Annotated in this window: 17 protein-coding genes and 3 tRNA genes; 10 read left to right on the plus strand and 10 right to left on the minus strand. The window is 54.7% G+C overall.

Going from position 1 to position 17,370, the window contains the following annotated elements; all coding sequences use genetic code 11:
* Nucleotides 1-341: 341 nt before the first annotated feature.
* Entirely contained in the window at nt 342-425 is an 84-nt protein-coding gene (dinQ, locus tag ACX9GU_RS05370; protein WP_363135930.1) for a damage-inducible type I toxin DinQ, read from the plus strand.
* A gap of 74 nt (nt 426-499) precedes the next feature.
* On the opposite strand, the gene argA is transcribed toward dinQ, so the two are convergent.
* Entirely contained in the window at nt 500-1,825 is a 1,326-nt protein-coding gene (gene argA, locus ACX9GU_RS05375) for an amino-acid N-acetyltransferase (protein ID WP_473194081.1), read from the minus strand.
* A gap of 228 nt (nt 1,826-2,053) precedes the next feature.
* Here argA and amiC point away from each other — a divergent pair, with 228 nt between their 5' ends.
* Nucleotides 2,054-3,304 (plus strand): N-acetylmuramoyl-L-alanine amidase AmiC, encoded by a 1,251-nt coding sequence (gene amiC, locus ACX9GU_RS05380; protein WP_179250633.1) that lies wholly within the window; start codon nt 2,054-2,056, stop codon nt 3,302-3,304.
* Nucleotides 3,305-3,407: 103 nt separating this feature from the next.
* Here the strand turns inward: amiC and ACX9GU_RS05385 are convergent.
* The 3 genes from ACX9GU_RS05385 to ACX9GU_RS05395 all read right to left on the minus strand — a co-directional run bounded on the left by ACX9GU_RS05385 (nt 3,408) and on the right by ACX9GU_RS05395 (nt 3,766).
* Nucleotides 3,408-3,484: transfer RNA gene (locus ACX9GU_RS05385), tRNA-Met, on the minus strand.
* Between the two features lie 63 nt (nt 3,485-3,547).
* Nucleotides 3,548-3,624 (minus strand) — tRNA-Met (locus ACX9GU_RS05390).
* A gap of 65 nt (nt 3,625-3,689) precedes the next feature.
* A tRNA-Met gene (locus tag ACX9GU_RS05395) sits at nt 3,690-3,766 on the minus strand.
* A gap of 237 nt (nt 3,767-4,003) precedes the next feature.
* On the opposite strand from ACX9GU_RS05395, the gene mltA reads away from it, so the two are divergent.
* Nucleotides 4,004-5,149: a murein transglycosylase A gene (gene mltA / locus ACX9GU_RS05400; RefSeq protein ID WP_065684152.1), complete on the plus strand. Its 1,146-nt coding sequence runs from the start codon at nt 4,004-4,006 to the stop codon at nt 5,147-5,149.
* A gap of 78 nt (nt 5,150-5,227) precedes the next feature.
* Nucleotides 5,228-6,034: a tRNA cyclic N6-threonylcarbamoyladenosine(37) synthase TcdA gene (gene tcdA / locus ACX9GU_RS05405; protein WP_473194082.1), complete on the plus strand. Its 807-nt coding sequence runs from the start codon at nt 5,228-5,230 to the stop codon at nt 6,032-6,034.
* Here the strand turns inward: tcdA and csdE are convergent.
* Both csdE and csdA read right to left on the minus strand, forming a co-directional pair.
* Nucleotides 6,025-6,459: a cysteine desulfurase sulfur acceptor subunit CsdE gene (gene csdE / locus ACX9GU_RS05410; RefSeq protein ID WP_473194083.1), complete on the minus strand. Its 435-nt coding sequence runs from the start codon at nt 6,457-6,459 to the stop codon at nt 6,025-6,027. The two genes, tcdA and csdE, sit on opposite strands and share 10 nt — an antisense overlap.
* Nucleotides 6,460-6,478: 19 nt before the next feature.
* Entirely contained in the window at nt 6,479-7,684 is a 1,206-nt protein-coding gene (gene csdA / locus ACX9GU_RS05415; RefSeq protein ID WP_473195118.1) for a cysteine desulfurase CsdA, read from the minus strand.
* Nucleotides 7,685-7,877: 193 nt separating this feature from the next.
* Here csdA and ACX9GU_RS05420 point away from each other — a divergent pair, with 193 nt between their 5' ends.
* From ACX9GU_RS05420 to rlmM, 4 genes are all read left to right on the plus strand, one after another.
* The gene (locus tag ACX9GU_RS05420) at nt 7,878-8,102 is read left to right on the plus strand and encodes a YgdI/YgdR family lipoprotein (RefSeq protein WP_021806121.1); all 225 of its coding nucleotides are present in this window, start codon (nt 7,878-7,880) and stop codon (nt 8,100-8,102) included.
* A gap of 507 nt (nt 8,103-8,609) precedes the next feature.
* Nucleotides 8,610-9,527: a transcriptional regulator GcvA gene (locus ACX9GU_RS05425; protein ID WP_021806120.1), complete on the plus strand. Its 918-nt coding sequence runs from the start codon at nt 8,610-8,612 to the stop codon at nt 9,525-9,527.
* Nucleotides 9,528-9,579: 52 nt separating this feature from the next.
* Nucleotides 9,580-9,975, plus strand: a complete 396-nt coding sequence (locus ACX9GU_RS05430; protein ID WP_024484299.1) for a DUF423 domain-containing protein — start codon at nt 9,580-9,582, stop codon at nt 9,973-9,975.
* The gene (rlmM, locus tag ACX9GU_RS05435; RefSeq protein ID WP_021179890.1) at nt 9,968-11,071 is read left to right on the plus strand and encodes a 23S rRNA (cytidine(2498)-2'-O)-methyltransferase RlmM; all 1,104 of its coding nucleotides are present in this window, start codon (nt 9,968-9,970) and stop codon (nt 11,069-11,071) included. The genes ACX9GU_RS05430 and rlmM overlap by 8 nt, the downstream gene beginning before the upstream one ends.
* Nucleotides 11,072-11,101: 30 nt before the next feature.
* On the opposite strand, the gene xni is transcribed toward rlmM, so the two are convergent.
* The 3 genes from xni to queF form a co-directional block, all read right to left on the minus strand.
* Nucleotides 11,102-11,860: a flap endonuclease Xni gene (gene xni, locus ACX9GU_RS05440; protein ID WP_021806119.1), complete on the minus strand. Its 759-nt coding sequence runs from the start codon at nt 11,858-11,860 to the stop codon at nt 11,102-11,104.
* Nucleotides 11,861-11,918: 58 nt separating this feature from the next.
* Nucleotides 11,919-13,283: a nucleotide 5'-monophosphate nucleosidase PpnN gene (ppnN, locus tag ACX9GU_RS05445; RefSeq protein ID WP_021179892.1), complete on the minus strand. Its 1,365-nt coding sequence runs from the start codon at nt 13,281-13,283 to the stop codon at nt 11,919-11,921.
* 183 nt (nt 13,284-13,466) lie between these two features.
* Nucleotides 13,467-14,312: an NADPH-dependent 7-cyano-7-deazaguanine reductase QueF gene (gene queF, locus ACX9GU_RS05450; protein WP_473194084.1), complete on the minus strand. Its 846-nt coding sequence runs from the start codon at nt 14,310-14,312 to the stop codon at nt 13,467-13,469.
* A 63-nt stretch (nt 14,313-14,375) separates the two neighbouring features.
* Between queF and syd the strand changes: the two genes are divergently transcribed.
* Nucleotides 14,376-14,924: a SecY-interacting protein gene (gene syd / locus ACX9GU_RS05455; RefSeq protein WP_473194085.1), complete on the plus strand. Its 549-nt coding sequence runs from the start codon at nt 14,376-14,378 to the stop codon at nt 14,922-14,924.
* A 619-nt stretch (nt 14,925-15,543) separates the two neighbouring features.
* On the opposite strand, the gene ACX9GU_RS05460 is transcribed toward syd, so the two are convergent.
* On the minus strand, nt 15,544-16,782 hold the full coding sequence (locus tag ACX9GU_RS05460) for an MFS transporter (RefSeq protein ID WP_024484305.1): 1,239 nt from the start codon (nt 16,780-16,782) through the stop codon (nt 15,544-15,546).
* Between the two features lie 152 nt (nt 16,783-16,934).
* Between ACX9GU_RS05460 and ACX9GU_RS05465 the strand changes: the two genes are divergently transcribed.
* A complete protein-coding gene (locus ACX9GU_RS05465) occupies nt 16,935-17,261 on the plus strand; it encodes a YqcC family protein (protein WP_024484306.1) in 327 nt (108 codons plus the stop codon).
* Nucleotides 17,262-17,370 lie beyond the last annotated feature (109 nt).

Genomic DNA, 17,370 nt, shown 5'->3' on the forward strand with positions numbered 1-17,370 from the left:
GGTAACTCTGGCCAGAGCGAGGTGCTTCCTTACTAACGTGCTCAGTATATAAACAGCGGCGGATAAAGGCAAATCATAGAGAAGCATTTTTGGACAAGTTCCAAGCCTCGCCCGAGAAAATTTAATGTTGTATAGTCATTGAGTTAGTTATGGAGATGCTTCGTTTCAGCCTTCTGTATGGCGGTATAACGTCTTGAAGTCCTGGCTGAATTGCGGGTGGTGCCGGGTTCAGTGCTCTGGCCGGAGCGAGGTGCTTCCTTACTAACAATGGAAGGAGCCGTTGTGACAGGCAAATGGAAGGGTAAGCAGCGGCGATCTCGCTCCATATGATGGAGAGACGGATGAAAACTTTGATCGATAAAGTTCTCATCGTTCTGAAAGCGCTCGTCGCGCTGCTGGAACTGATCCGCCGGTTGATCGACTGATAGCGGAAACGTAGCTAAGGCCAGGGTTAACCACACCCTGGCCTTTAACATTTACTCAGCTTGTCCCACTACGTTCAAAGATCGGCCAACAGGATCTTCGAGCGGCGCTGGTAGTTATATAGAGCCTGCTTCTGCATCGGCAGCACGTCGACTTCCGCCGGAGTGAAGCCGCGCTCCTGGAACCAGTGGATGCTGCGTGTGGTCAGTACAAACAGCTTCTGTAGCCCCATCTGGCGCGCCTGGCTTTCTACCCGCTGCAGCAGCATCTCGCCCCGCGACGAGCTGCGGTAATCCGGATGCACCGCCACGCAGGCCATCTCACCAATCTTCTCTTCCGGGAACGGATAGAGCGCCGCGCAGGCAATGGTCAGGTTATCGCGTTCGATAATCGTGAACTTGTCGATCTCCATCTCCAACTGTTCGCGCGAACGGCGGACTAAAATCCCCTGTTGCTCCAATGGGCGGATCAGCTCAAGTATCCCACCGATATCATTGATGGTCGCCCGGCGTACCTGCTCGGCGCTCTCCATAACGATTTGGGTACCGATACCGTCACGTGAAAACAGCTCCTGTACCAGTGCACCATCCTCCTGATAGCTGATCAGATGGCTGCGGCGTACCCCGCTGCGGCAGGCCTTTACCGCGCCGCGCAGGAAGCGCACGGTGCCGGAATGGTAGTCACCAGCCTCTTCCAACTGCTCGATACGTTTTTGTGCATCGTTGGGGAACAGTTCGGAAAGGATATTGCCTTGCGCATCTGTCACCCCTTGAGATGAACAGAAGCCGATCATTTTCTCGGCCTTCAGCTTGATTGCCAACTGGGTGGCAACTTCTTCCGAGGTCAGGTTAAAGCTTTCGCCAGTTACCGATACCGCTACCGGGCCAATCAGCACGATGGCCTTACTGTCGAGTTGGCGATGAATGGCTTCTTCATCAATACGGCGGATACGGCCGCTGTGGCAATAATCGACGCCGTCATCCACACCCAGCGGTTGGGCGATAATAAAGTTGCCGCTCACTACGTTGATGTGTGCCCCTTGCAATGGGGTGTTATTCAGGCTCATGGAAAGCCGTGCGGTAATATCCAGCTGTAACAAGCCAGCGGCCTGCTTGACCAGCTCTAGCGTATGGGCGTCGGTCACCCGGGTATGCTTATGGTAAATCGGCTCGTAGTTATGCTGCGCCAGGTTGGCGTCAATCTGCGGCCGCGCACCGTAGACCACCACCAGACGAATGCCCAGGCTGTGTAACAGCCCGATATCGTTGACGATACTGGAAAAGTTTTCATGTTCAATAGCTTCGCCACCCAGCATGACGACAAAGGTCTTGCCACGGTGAGTATTGATATAGGGAACTGAGTGACGGAATCCTTGCACCAGCTCTGTACTACGTTCCTTCACGGCAAGACCTCATTTGCATATTTATACGATATTTTTGTATTTTTATTCTTTTATTGCGCCAAAGGCAAGCAGGAAATGACAGTGATTTTTCTGACAAATACGCTAACTGATTAATAAATTGAAAGATCATAAAAAGATTTTCTGATGACAGCGGTGAATGGATTGGGTAAAGTTTTTGCCATTGTTTTTTTTTGCTGTTTTTTTAATCGTTATTTTTACCGGAGCCGCATGCCTAACTCTAATCACAATCCGGGTCGCCGTCGTTTGTTGCAGGGGGTTGCTGCAACCTGGTTGCTGAGTGTGAGTCGCGTTGGTTTCGCCGCTGCTTCTCATGTGATTGCCGTCCGTGTCTGGCCTTCCTCGACCTATACCCGAGTCACGCTGGAATCCAATGTCCCGCTGAAATACAAACAGTTTGCCCTGACCAATCCAGAGCGCATCGTGGTGGATGTGGAAGGGGTACAGCTGAATAGCGTGCTTAAAGGCATCGCCGGACAGGTACGCAAAGAAGATCCCTATCTGAAACAGGCGCGGGTCGGCCAGTTCGACAAGAATACCGTCAGGCTGGTGCTGGAACTCAAGCAAAGCGTCAGCCCAAATATGTTTACTCTGACTCCCGTCTCCGAATATCGCAACCGCCTGGTAATGGATCTTTATCCTACCAAGGGGGGCAGCGGGGAAGAGTATGATCCGCTTTTGGCGTTACTGGAAGATTACAACAAGGGCGATCTGGAGCGGACGTTACCGGCGGAAGCACCGCAGGCCGGTAAGGCAGGGCGCGATCGGCCGATTGTGATCATGCTCGATCCTGGGCATGGCGGGGAAGATCCAGGGGCCATTGGCAAAAATAAAACCCGTGAAAAAGATATCGTGCTGCAGATTGCCCGCCGTCTCAGTGCGCTGATTAAACGCGAACCCAACATGAAAGTGTTTATGACGCGTAATGAAGACGTGTTTATCCCATTAAAGGTACGCGTAGCCAAAGCGCGTAAGCAGCGGGCCGATCTGTTTGTCTCGATCCACGCCGATGCCTTCAGTAACCGTGCGGCACGCGGTTCCTCGGTGTTTGCGCTTTCTACCAAAGGGGCAACCAGCAACGCCGCCAAGTTTCTGGCGCAGACCCAGAACGCCGCCGACGAAATCGGCGGGGTCAGCAAGAGTGGCGATCGCTACCTGGATCACACCATGTTCGATCTATTGCAGACCGCGACCGTCAATGACAGCCTGAAATTCGGTAAGGAAGTGCTGAATCGGATGGGTAAAATTAACCGTCTGCACAAGAATCGTGTCGATCAGGCCGGTTTTGCCGTATTGAAAGCCCCGGATATTCCGTCCATCCTGGTGGAAACGGCGTTTATCAGCAATCTGGAAGAAGAGCGCAAACTGCGCACCAGCCATTTTCAGCAGCAGGTGGCGCAATCTATTCTGGCCGGGATCAAAGCCTATTTCGCCAACGGTGGCGCATTGGCACGGCGTTAAACCAGGCGTAGCCCAAGGAGGGGCGCGTGGTTAATTGGGAAGGTAGGGGAAATTCAGATACAAAAAAACACCCGTTAAGGTGCTTGTCTGATGTTATCAAGATTGGTTGCGGGGGCCAGATTTGAACTGACGACCTTCGGGTTATGAGCCCGACGAGCTACCGGGCTGCTCCACCCCGCGTCCGTCTTGATACTGATATTATCGAACCAACCTTTCATGTGATACCGCTATTGCCGTATCGGTTGGTTGCGGGGGCCGGATTTGAACCGACGACCTTCGGGTTATGAGCCCGACGAGCTACCAGGCTGCTCCACCCCGCGTCCGTATAATACCTTTTCTTTCATCGAATCCAACACATTTTTGATACCGTTATCACAGTATCGGTTGGTTGCGGGGGCCAGATTTGAACTGACGACCTTCGGGTTATGAGCCCGACGAGCTACCAGGCTGCTCCACCCCGCGTCCGATGGAAGCGCACTATACTCTCCAGGCATTTTGTTGCAAACCCTTTTTGCATATAATTCGCTGAAAGCCATTTTTATGCTGCATTAGTCCCCAATTTGCGTTTTTTTTCATCATAATCATCTGGCTGGGAATTTTTAGCGGTAGCGATTCCTTTATCTATGGCCGTTTGTTATCGTTCAGCCAGTTTACCCGTATCCATTGGGTATGGAACATATCAGTCTGAGAGAGTGTGCAATGAAAGGACGTTGGGGCAAATACCTGCTCGGTGGGTTAGTGATTGCGGTACTGGCCGGTTGTTCGTCAAAACCGACCGACCGGGGGCAGCAGTATAAAGATGGTCATCTGGATCAGTCGCTGGAGTTGGTGAATCGCCCCAATGCCAGAGGCGCCCCGATCAACGGCCAGGATTACTCCAACCAGCTGATGGAGATTAAATACGCTTCGCCGTCGCTGTTTAACCGCAATAACTCCACCTATCAGGCGGTGCAAAACTGGATGGCGGCGGGGGCGGATACGCGCCAGCTGAACCAGTTCGGCCTCAGCGCCTATCAGATGGAAGGCGTCGATAGCTATGGCAACGTCCAGTTCACCGGCTATTACACCCCGGTGCTGCAGGCGCGTTATACCCAACAGGGCGAGTTCCGCTACCCGCTGTACAGCATGCCAGCCAAAGGCAAGCGCCGCCTGCCGGATCGTGCCGGAATCTACTCAGGGGCGCTGGACAGCCGTTACATCATCGCTTACACCAACTCCCTGATGGATAACTTCATGATGGAAGTGCAGGGCAGCGGCTATGTCGATTTCGGCAATGGCCAGCCATTGGTGTTCTTTGGTTATAGCGGCAAGAACGGCCATGCTTACCGTAGTATCGGCAAGGTGCTGATCGATCGCGGTGAAGTGGCCAAAGCCGATATGTCCATGCAGGCCATTCGCCAGTGGGCGGATACCCACAGCGAAGCCGAGGTGCGCGAACTGCTGGAGCAAAACCCGTCGTTCGTGTTCTTCCACCCGGTGCCTTTTGCTCCGGTGAAAGGGGCCAGCGCGGTGCCGTTGATTGCCAAAGCCTCCGTGGCCTCCGATCGCTCCCTGATCCCGGCCGGTACCACGTTGCTGGCAGAAGTCCCGCTACTGGACAACAAGGGCAAGTTCACGGGAAAATATGAAATGCGCCTGATGGTCGCGCTCGACGTGGGTGGAGCCATCAAGGGCCAGCACTTTGATATGTACCAGGGGATTGGCCCAGAAGCCGGTCACTCGGCAGGGTTCTATAATCACTATGGCCGGGTCTGGGTATTGAAAGGCGGTAATCCTGGGGCACAGCTGTTTAGCGCCAATCAACCGTTGACCGCCTCGAGTGGTTCCCAGCTGGTTACCCGCTGAGAACGATGGCATATAGCTTGACCCGCAGGGCCGGATCTTCCGGCCCTGACTATTTGCAACCAAGGTAAGTAAAGCAAAATGAGTACAGCCTATTCAGAGGCCTATCTACAGCGTTTTGGCGGCACGGCACGCCTGTATGGCCAGCCGGCATTGGCCCTGTTTGCCCAGGCGCACGTTTGTGTGATCGGCATTGGCGGGGTCGGTTCATGGGCGGCTGAAGCGCTGGCACGCACCGGCATTGGTGCGATCACCCTGATCGACATGGATGACGTATGCGTCACCAACACCAATCGGCAGATCCATGCTTTGCGCCAGCATGTTGGCCAATCGAAAACCGAAGTGATGGCGGAACGGATCCTGGCGATCAACCCGGAATGCCGGGTGACCTGCGTGGATGATTTTATTACCCCGGACAACGTCGCCGAGCTGTTGAACCATAATTTCAGCTATGTGATTGATGCTATTGACAGCGTGCGGCCCAAAGCGGCGTTGTTGGCCTATTGCCGACGCTTCAAGATCCCGGTGGTGACTACCGGCGGTGCCGGTGGGCAGATCGATCCTACGCAGATCGCCGTGGCCGATCTGGCCAAAACCATCCAGGATCCGCTGGCAGCCAAGCTGCGTGAAAGGTTGAAGAACGACTTTAACGTGGTGAAAAACAGCAAAGGCAAGCTGGGGATCGACTGCGTCTTCTCCACCGAGCCGCTGGTATATCCGCAGCCGGATGGTTCAGTGTGCGCCTCACGCAGTACCGCAGAAGGGCCGAAGAGAATGGATTGCAGCGCGGGTTTTGGCGCGGCGACCATGGTCACCGCGACCTTTGGCTTTATTGCCGTCTCCCACGCGTTGAAGAAGATGGTGGCAAAGGCAGCACGTCAGGTATAGCTGGCAGCAATAGCGTGCACCCTGGCCGCCAAGGCTGCCAGGCCGCTGGCTCGGGTGGCGCTGAGCTGGGCACGCAGCGCCAAGCTATCAAACAGGGCCAAAGGATCGATAGCTAAGACCTGCTGAGGCGTTTTGCCTTCGACTGCGGTCAGTAGGATCGCCAGCAGGCCGCGCACAATGCGTCCTTCGCTGTCGCCATAAAAATGCAGTGTTCCATCCGCCAACCGCTGGTGCCCCAACCAGACCCGGTTCTCGCAACCGCTCAGTTCCATCTCCGTTTGCCGCAGATCGGCCGCCAGCGATGGCAAGCGTTTCGCCAGCATGATCAGTTGGCGGTAACGGTCTTCCCACTGTTTTAGCGCGCTGAAGGTTGTTATCAGCGTCTCGGCGGTGATTTCACGGCCAAAAGGGTGAGGGGCAAGCATCGGTTCTCCGTTGTGCATCTTATTCCGCCAGTAATTCGATGGCGTTAGTTAACGCCAGCACCAGTGCATCGACGTCTTGCGGCGTATTATAAGGCGCAAACGACGCACGTAACGTTCCACTGACCCCTAATGCGGCGATCAAAGGTTGGGCACAGTGTTGGCCCGCGCGTACCGCGATGTTCTGTTCGGCTAACAGGGTGACGATATCGCTGTGGTGGATCCCGGCGATATCAAAGGCCAGCAGGCTGGAGCCGGAACTGCGGAAGCTGCGAAATCCGGGTAACTGCTGCAAACGCTGTTCGGCATTTTGCGCCAGGGCGCGGCTGTATTGCTCGGCGGCGGCCATATCCTGCGTTTCCAGCCAGCTCAACGCGGCGCCCAGCCCCAGCACTCCGGCAATATTTGGCGTACCGGCTTCAAAACAGTGCGGCGGTTTTTGTGGCGTAAAGCCGCTGAAAGAAGCCTGCGTCAGCATTTTTCCCCCGCCTTGCCATGGCCCCATTTGGGCCAGTAACGCGGTTTTGCCATACAACGCACCAATGCCAGTTGGGCCATAGAGTTTATGCGCTGAGAAGGCGTAGAAATCGATATCGAGCCGCTGAACGTCGGCAGGGCAATGCACAATACCCTGTGCGCCGTCGATCATCACTACCGCGTTCACCGCATGAGCCAGCTCAATAGCCAGCGCGATATCCGGGCAGCCTCCCGTGACGTTGGACATTTGCCCCAAGGCCAGAATGCGGGTTTTCTCGCACAACAGCGTAGGGAGCCGCGTCAAATCTGGCAGGCGATCGGGGCCAAGCGGCAGCTTCACCACTTCGGCACCGGTCTGTTCTGCCACCATCAACCACGGGATCAGGTTGGCATGATGCTCCGCCTCGCTAACCAGGATCTGATCCCCCGGCTGCAGGCGTGGGCGAGCATAGCTCTGCGCGACCAGATTGATGGCTTCCGTCGTGCCGCGGGTCCAAACGATATCGTCCGCGCAGGGGGCATTAATCAAGGTGGCAACCTGCTGGCGTGCCTGCTCAAAGCGCTGGGTCAAATCCTGTGCCGCACGATGTTGGCTGCGGTGGACGGTGGCGGCATCTGCGCTGTAAAACTGCTGCGTGGCGTCGATCACCGCCTGCGGTTTTAGCGCGGTAGCGGCACTGTCCAGATAAATTCCTGCCTGTTGAAGGGCCGGGAACTGGCTGCGGAACAAGGTAGGCTCAAAAGGCTTCATCGGCTGATTATCAGTGGCTTTGTCAGCCATTGATCCTGTCCTATTTTGCCGTCAGAGACAAGTTATCCCGAACAATTGTCGCTGTTTCCTGGAAATCTGACGAAAGTTTGTTATGCTGAATATTGGCGTTCGAATGAGTCCCTTAAATAACAGAAATGATTTTTACAGCATTTTTATCTACAAGGAGTCACAAATGAACAAGACAGCCGCAGTTATCTCTGCCCTGATGCTCACGTTTACCCTGGCAGCCTGCTCAAGCAACTACGTCATGCATACCAGCGATGGACGCACCATTGTCGCCGATGGAAAACCCAAGGTGGATGACGACACCGGGATGATCAGCTACAAAGATGCCAACGGCGTTGAGCAGCAGATTAACCGTGCCGACGTGAAGGAAATGGTTGAAGGTAATCAGTAACTTCCAGGCAAAAAAAAGCACCGCGAAGTTGGCGGTGCTGCATAAAATCACTATGGACAGACAGGGTAAATGTACAGGAAGTGAAAAACAGTAGCCTAGCTACCATGTCCGAATTGGCGGACAAATTGCAAACACAACATCACAACCACAAGCCAAAAGTTCATCGGCGTCTTCGACACCCAATCCCTTTTCGTTCCGGCCCAGGAAGTGTCGCCACTATAGGTATTTACTGGCGCATGCTCAACGGACAATTTATAATGGCTCGGATTAAAAAAACTAATGGCAATAGTCCACGCGGATGGGCTAGTGGCGTTATGTATCATGCAGCCTGATCTCGTTTGCGAAACCCGGCGGTCATTTGTTACATAAATGTAACTAAAGCCGATGAATTGCAAATTGGCCGCTCTGGCGTGTGCCTGCGCTCGCGGCATTTTTCGGCACAGCCAGGTAGCGGTAGGGCGCGTTCAGCCGACAACGCCGCAGTTTGCCATACAAAAGGGTCAATGAATGTCTAAACGTCTCCCTCCTCTTAATGCTCTGCGGGTTTTTGACGCGGCAGCCCGCCATTTGAGCTTTACCAAGGCGGCAGAGGAGCTGTTTGTTACCCAGGCCGCAGTCAGCCATCAGATCAAGTCTCTGGAGGATTTCCTGGGGCTGAAACTGTTTCGACGGCGTAACCGTTCGCTGTTGCTGACGGAAGAGGGGCAGAGTTATTACCTGGATATCAAAGAGATTTTCTCTTCGATCAATGAGGCAACACGCAAGCTTCAGGCACGCAGTGCCAAGGGGGCTTTGACCGTCAGCCTGCCGCCCAGTTTCGCCATTCAGTGGCTGGTGCCACGTCTTTCCAGCTTTAACTCAGCTTATCCGGGGATTGATGTGCGCATCCAGGCCATTGACCGCGAAGAAGAAAAGCTGGCGGATGACGTTGACGTGGCGATCTTTTATGGCCGTGGCAACTGGCCGGGAGTGCGTGCCGAGCGTCTGTATGCGGAATATCTGCTGCCGGTTTGTTCTCCCAGCCTGTTAATGGGCGATCATGCACTGAAAGTGCCGGGCGATCTGGCTTATCATACGCTTCTGCATGATACTTCACGCCGCGACTGGCTGGCATACACCCGCCAGCTGGGGTTACAGCATATCAACGTGCAGCAAGGGCCAATCTTTAGCCATAGTGCCATGGTGGTTCAGGCGGCCGTTCATGGCCAGGGGATTGCGCTGGTGAATAACGTGATGGCGCAAACCGAGATCGAAGCCGGTCGGCTGGTCTGCCCGTTTAACGATGTGTTGGTAAGTAAAAACGCTTTTTATCTGGTATGTCATGACAGCCAGGCAGAACTGGGTAAAATAGCCGCCTTTCGCCAATGGATCTTGGCGCGTGCGGCCAGCGAACAGGAGAAGTTCCGCTTTCGCTATGAACAATAAGGCCGGCTGCGGTGACGTTGTGGCTGGTGGATCTCGATTAAGGTGAATAATGATGAGTAGCCGTTCTATGCTGATTTTTGCTGCTATCAGTGGTTTTGTCTATGTTGCTCTGGGCGCGTTTGGTGCGCACGTATTGAGTAGTGCGCTTGGGGTCAATGAAATGGCCTGGATCCGCACCGGGCTTGATTACCAGGGTTTCCATACTCTGGCGATCCTGGGGCTGGCCGTTGCCATGCAGCGTCGGGTCAGCCTGTGGTTTTACTGGAGCGGAGCGCTGTTGGCGCTCGGCACCGTGTTGTTCAGCGGCAGCCTGTACTGTCTGGCGCTGTCTCACCAAAAGGTTTGGGTTTATGTCACGCCAGTGGGCGGGACCTGCTTCCTGATCGGTTGGGCATTGATGTTGATTGGCGCTTTGCGTCTGAGGAAAAAGGCCGAGCGCCATGAATAAGATCGCGTTGTACTGCCGCCAAGGCTTTGAGAAAGAGTGCGCGGCGGAAATTACCGACAAGGCCGCCCAGTTGGAAGTGTTTGGCTTTGCCAGGGTTAAAGACAACAGCGGCTATGTGCTGTTTGAATGCTATCAGCCGGACGATGCCGATCGCCTGGCGAAAGAAATCCCGTTCCGTGAGCTGATCTTTGCCCGCCAGATGCTGGTGGTGGGAGAACTGCTGCGTGATTTGCCGCCGGAAGATCGGGTTTCACCGATTGTCGGCATGCTGATGGGCGTGGTCGATCGCGGCGGTGAATTACGGGTAGAAGTACCAGATACCAACGAAAGCAAAGAGCTGCTGAAGTTCTGCCGCAAGCTGACTGTGCCGCTGCGCGGCGCATTGCGTGAGCAGAAAGTGCTGATGGCGCGTGAGAATCCCTCTCGCCCGGTGGTACACGTGTTCTTTATCGCGCCGGGCTGTTGCTACGTGGGATATTCCTACAGCAACAACAACTCCCCGTTCTATATGGGGATCCCACGCCTGAAGTTCCCGTCCGATGCGCCAAGCCGCTCTACGCTGAAGCTGGAAGAGGCTTTCCACGTTTTCATCCCGGCAGACGAATGGGACGAGCGTTTAGGCAGTGGGATGTTTGCGGTCGATCTGGGGGCTTGCCCTGGCGGCTGGACCTATCAGTTGGTCAAACGCAGCATGATGGTGCATTCGGTGGACAACGGCCCGATGGCCCCGAGCCTGATGGATACCGGGCAGGTGACCCATCATCGTGTCGACGGCTTCCGTTTTGAACCGACCACCAGCAAAAACTACTGGGTAGTGTGCGATATGGTGGAGAAACCGGCAAAAGTCACCAGCCTGATGATCCAATGGTTGCTTAAAGGTTGGTGCCGTGAGGCGATCTTTAACCTGAAGCTGCCGATGAAGAAGCGCTACGAAGAGGTGGCGCAGAACCTGCAAAGCATCCACGAAGCCTTGGCCAACGAGGGGATTAGCGCAGAGATCCACGCCAAGCAGCTGTACCACGATCGTGAAGAGATCACCGTACACGTGCGCCGCATGTGGTCGGCCATTCCCGGCCGCCGCGACGAGCGCGAGTAAGGCGTAAGGGCGTTGCTGCTGGCAGCGCCCTTAATTTATTGGCAAACGTAACTGTTGCAGATTGCCGTCCAGCGTCAGATCGGTACGCAAAGTGGCGACCTGCTTGCTGATATAGGCCAGCTCGCGGTGCTCTAACAGCTTGCTGTGCCACTTCTCCGGCACCTGCTCCAGGTGTTGATACAGACCATCCAGACTCCCCATCTGTTGGAGTAGCAATACCGCCGTTTTTGGCCCGATACCGGCAACGCCTGGGATCTTGCTGCTACCAATGCCTGCCAGCCCCCAATAATCCGTGAGCTGTTGCGGTAACACACCAAACTCTTGCTGCACAAACGGCATATCCAACCAGCGTTTCTGGAAGTAGTCACGGATCTGTACGCTGGGTGCCAGCAGCTGGCAGTAGCCTTTGTCGGTAGAGACAATCGTCACCTGGTGGCCACCTGCGGCAATTTTGGCCGTCAGCGTCGCAGCCAGATCGTCCGCCTCATTGCCAGCCGAATGCCAACTGGCCACCCCAAGCTCGGCAAACGCTTCGCGTAGCTGCGGCATTTCCTGATGCAGGTTTTCCGGCATCGGCGAACGTCCGGCTTTGTAATCGGGCAGAATTTGATGGCGCCAGCTCTCGCTACGGTCGTCTTCGTCGAACACCGCCACGGCGTGGGTGGGCTGGCTGTGTTGAATCAACTGCTGTAGCGCATGCTTGCAAGCGTTGACACAAGGGGAGCCTTGCACCGCATGAATGCGGCGGATTAGGTTCAGAGCATCGACAATCAGTAAATGTATAGGCATAGGCAAGGCAACAACGTCAGAAAATAAGGGCGACTATTACGCCGCCCAGAGGTGATGATCAGGCTACGATCTCGTAGCAAGGCACGTAGGCAGTTCCCGGCAGTTTCATGCGGTGCTGGGCGACAAAGCCCTGCAACAGGTTATCCATCTGCTTCATCATCAACGGATCGCCATGCAGCTTGTAAGGGCCGAACTGTTCGATGGCATGGATGCCGTTCTCCTTCACGTTACCCGCCACGATCCCTGAGAATGCCCGGCGCAGGGCCGCGGCCAACTGTTCTGCAGGTTGATTCGGGTACAGGTTGAGGTTGGCCATGTTTTCATGGCTTGGCTCGAAGGGGAGCTGCAGGTCCGGTGCAATACGCATCGACCAGTTAAAGCTGTAGGCATCACCGGTATTGCGGCGGTTTTCTTTCACCAGCGGCATGGCCTTTTTCATCTGACGGGCCACTTCGGCCGGATCGTCGATGATGATGGTGTAGTGACGGCGGGCCTTCTCGCCCAGCGTATTCATGATGAATTCGTCCAGCACGCGGAAATAATCGGCGCTCTCTTTCGGCCCGGTGAGGATCAGCGGCAGTACCTGCTCGCTGTTTTCCGGGTTCATCAGTATGCCCAACAGATACAGCAGTTCTTCCGCAGTACCGACCCCGCCAGGGAAAATGATGATGCCGTGCGCGATCCGCACAAAGGCTTCCAGACGTTTTTCGATATCTGGCATGATCACCAGCTCGTTAACCAGTGGATTCGGTGGCTCGGCGGCAATAATGGAGGGCTCGGTCATGCCGATAAAGCGGCTGTTGTGGTAGCGCTGCTGCGCATGGCCGACGGCGGCCCCTTTCATTGGCGCTTCCATCGCCCCTGGCCCACAGCCGGTACAGATATTCAGCTCGCGCAGGCCCAGTTGGCTTCCGACCTTACGGGCATACAGATATTCGTTTTCATTGATCGAGTGGCCACCCCAGCACACCACCATATTCGGGTCTTCGTCGAGGTGCAGCGTGCGGGCATTACGCAGGATGGAGAACACCAGATTGGTGATATGAATGGAGTCTTCCGAATTCAGGTGCTGGAAACGCCCGGCGCTGTCAATTTGGCCGTGGACAAACAGGATATCGCGCAGCACCGCAAACAGGTTGGCCTGCAGTGAACGAATAATGCGGCCATCAACAAAAGCCTCTTCTGGCGGGTTCACCAGCTCCAGTTTTACGCCGCGTTCACGGCGCAGCACGTTGATATCAAAGTTTTCATAACGCGATAGCAGCTGTTTGCTGTTGTCGGTCTGGCTGCCGGAGTTTAACACCGCCAGGGAGCAGTTGCGGAACAAACGGTACAGGTCGCTGCTGGCGGTACGCTTCAGCATGTCTACTTCCAACTGCGACAACAAATCCATAGCGCCAAGTGGGCTGATATGTGTAATCAAGGTAACTCCTTTGCGCCCATAAATAGGGCGATAATAATCCTTACCTGTCTTTGAGCACTGCGGTAAGAATTTTGTATTGCCTACTGGAATGCCTGAGCAAAAAGCGGGCACTCTTGATTTAACCTTACCGCCGTCTCCGGATTTTTACCAATACAAACCGCCTGTTAGCTCAGTTGTTGAGCATTATTGGCGAGCCAGACGGCCATGCGCCGGTTCGAACGCCACATTGCTGCGCCAAGGGTTGATATCCAGGCCACCACGCCGGGTGTAGCGGGCATAAACGCTCAATTGTTGCGGCTGACAGAAACGCAGCAGATCGTTAAAGATCCGCTCGACGCACTGTTCATGGAATTCGTTGTGATGGCGGAACGAAACCAGATAGCGTAGCAGGGCTTCACGGTTGATCTGCGGACCGCGATAGCGGATTTGCACCGAGCCCCAATCGGGCTGGTTGGTGATCAGACAGTTGGACTTCAGCAGATGGCTGACCAGCGTTTCCTCAACGATTTGGCTACCGGCTGCGCCTTCCAGGTAACCCGTGTCGAACTCGTAGTTATCAATGCTGATGTCTTGCTGGTCGAGGCATTCGCCCTCCAACCGGGCGATAGGGCTGCCTTCAATCTGATCGACGCTGAACAGGCTCACGCTGACATCCCCTTGTGCGCAGGCGGCGAGATCGCGTTGTAGCGTAGAGCGTACCGCTTCCCAGTCTGGGAAGTGGGTTTGGTTAAAGCTGTTGAGATAGAGCTTGAAGCTTTTGGACTCGATCAGGTTGACGCTGTTGGCGTTCAGGCTGATTTCTCCCACCGCGACCTGCGGCAGCCCCTTGGCATTGAGCCAGGACAGTTCATACAGCGTCCAGATATCGGCACCGTGGAACGGCAGGCTATCGGGATAAAGCCCCAGCGGCTCCCGGTTCATGCTGCGAGGAACCGCTTGTAACAGTGAGGCATCGTAGCAGTCACGGTATGCGGTTGGCTTGCCCAGCGTCAGTGCCGCCAGAACCTGATGATCTTGATAGGAGGACATGAGCTGTCACCTTGGTCTTAGATAGGTACAATAGGCACCAGTTTACCGTATGCGAGAAAAAATATGGACCATGATGTATCGCACGCCCTGCGTGAATTTACCCAGCGCTATGTCGACAAATGGCAGCAGCAGTATGGCCATGCCCCGGCTAGCCAGGAACTGTACGGCGTGGCTTCCCCCTGTATTGTCGAAAATCGCGATGATACGGTGCTGTGGCTGCCACAGCCTTTTACGCCAGCGGCCAGCCTGGAAAAGGTGGCGCAGGCGCTGGAACTGCAACTACAGCCGGATATCCACACCTTCTATACCCAACAGTATGCCGGGGATATGAGTGCGGAGTTTGGCGAGCATCCGTTGACGCTATTGCAGGTCTGGAGTGAAGACGACTTTATTCGGCTGCAGGAGAATCTGATTGGGCATCTGGTGACGCAAAAACGCCTTAAGCTATCGCCTACGTTGTTCCTGGCGACCACAGAATCGGAAATGACGGTGGTGTCGCTGTGTAATGTCAGCGGCAACGTGCTGCTTGAGCAATTTGGCAGCAAAAAACGCACGCTATTAGCCGCCAGTTTGGGCGATTTTCTCAATGCTTTACGCCCCAGAGTTAATTAATCGGCTAATTTGCCTTTAGTGCGTGTGCGAGATCTCTTACAAAAGCTGTGAGAGATCGCTTTTAATTTTTCGTTTTAGTTAGCTATTTTTTAATTATTAGTTATATATATCAGGTTGTTATGTGTTTTTGTCGATGTGGGTTAAGTCAAATTTACTGTAATCCGTCCTACATGCCCTTGTTAACGGGAAGGAAATAAGCGATCTTATGTCTACCGGAAGGAAGCCGGATGGAGCAGGAAAGCGTCAGGATGATGCAGCTTCAGGAAGAAGAAAGGGATGCACTCAGGAAGAGTGGAAAGGATTGGTATCAGGATGATACACAGGATGTTTCAGGATTGAAACCAAGGACACCTCCAGGACGGAGATAGAGAGCCAGCACAGGATTGTTGGTGGGTCAGGAAGGCTGAGGAACCGCGTCAGGATGATGCTAAAGGATTTTGCGAAGGATTGTTTTGGTCAGGATGGCCGAAAGGAAAAGTTTTCAGGGATTGAGCAGGGAGCACACTTGTAGCGGGATTAGCTATAAAACGAACCGGGGGCACTGTTAACGCAGTGCCCCCAACTTTTTGTCTGGAGCAAAGGCCAGACAGCAAATTCTGCCTGGCTTCCCCTTCAAGGTTTACCCGATTGCCCCCAACGTATCGCCCGTGCTTTGTTTCTTCGGTAGCAGGAACAGCGTGGCGAAAATATCCAACAGGTAAATAGCGGCCAGCAGGCTGATCGCGGCGGTAAAGGAAACCTGAGTGACCAGCGCACCGATCACCAATGGCCCCAACCCACCGACGCCGCGGCCCAGGTTGAACAGGATATTCTGCGCCGTGGCGCGAGCCTGTACCGGGTAGGTGTCAGAAATCAGCGCGCCGTAGCCGCCAATCATCCCGTTAACAAACACCCCCATCAGTGCACCCGCAAACAGCATCAGCGTGGGATCGGTGAGTTGCGCATAGCTTATGACCATCACCACGGCGCCAACCTGATAAATGACAAAGATGATCCAACGGGGAAAGCGGTCGGCCAATACGCCGAACAGCCAGATACCGAAGGTCATGCCGATCACCGTGACCCCCGTCCAGACGCCGGATTTGGTCAGCGAGAAGCCAAAGTTTTTGGCCAGATAGGTCGGCATCCAGATCATCAGCCCGTAATAGCCAAAGTTCTGCACCGAGCAGAGGATAAAGATCCCCAGGCTGGCCTTGCTGGTGGCACGATCTTTAAATAGCAGCTTTAATCGTTGAGTAAAGGAGAGTTGCTGTTCGCTGGTTTTTTGCTGCGTAAACTCTTTGGGTTCGCCCATGGTCCGGCGAATAAGGAAGGAAACCAGCGCCGGTAGCAGACCAACCAGGAACATGCCACGCCAGCCGATATAAGGTAGCAACAGCGGGGTGAGGAAGGCCGCGGCAAGCACGCCGAGCTGCCAACCCATGCCCACATAGGCCGAGGCACGATTGCGCTTCTCTGCGGGCCAGGCTTCGGCGATCAACGCCATGCCAATACCGAATTCACCGCCCAGCCCAATCCCCGCCAGGGTGCGGTAGGCAAGCAAGTCCCAGTAGCCGACGGCAACGGCGCACAGGCCGGTAAACAGCGAAAACATCAGGATAGTGATGGTCAACACGCGGATACGGCCAAAACGGTCGCTGAGATGGCCGAAGATCACGCCGCCAATCACTGCGCCGATCAATGTCCAGGTCACCAGCGAACCGGCTTGTGATGAGGTGAGACCCAGCTCAGTGGTGATCACCGGCAGCATAAAGCCGAGTATCAACAGATCGAAGCCGTCCATAGCATAACCGGTAACCGAAGCCAGCATGGCTTTACCGGGCGTAGCGTGATTTTTATTGAGTGATGTTGCGGGCATGTCTTTTATCATGTGTGATTTTTGGGTGCGCGTATTGTGCCGTGCCAGGCGTGGCGCCACCAGATAAAATTGGGTGCTTTGGGCTTAAATGCTATGCTTTGCCGTTCTCAGCCACAGGCTGATTAACAAGCTTAAACAGATTGGGAATGTCGATGAGTATATCCAACCAGGTTCGCCACAATTTACAGGCGATTGAACAGTCCATGCGGGATTTGGCGTTGTGGCAACTGACGCCGCCGGAAGCCGAGGCTTTTGCCAGCACGGAACCCTTTTGCATCGACAGCATGCAGGCCGAAGAGTGGTTGCAGTGGATACTGTTGCCAAGGATGCATGCGCTGCTCGATGCCAATGCGCCACTGCCTACGCGTTTTGCCATCACCCCCTATTTTGAAGAAGCGTTAAAGGATAAACAGCCGAACTGCCTGCCACTGCTGTTGCTGTTACAACAGCTGGATTCACTACTTAATATCGAGCTGTAATCGCGCCGCCTGCTGCGCCTCTCGTTGTTAGCCCGTTGGGGGTTATAAGCAATTTCCGATTTATGCGTAGCAATGCGCAATTCACGCGGTATGGCTAAAATAGAGTTTC

It is taken from the genome of Serratia sp. K1WW1 (assembly GCF_055790865.1).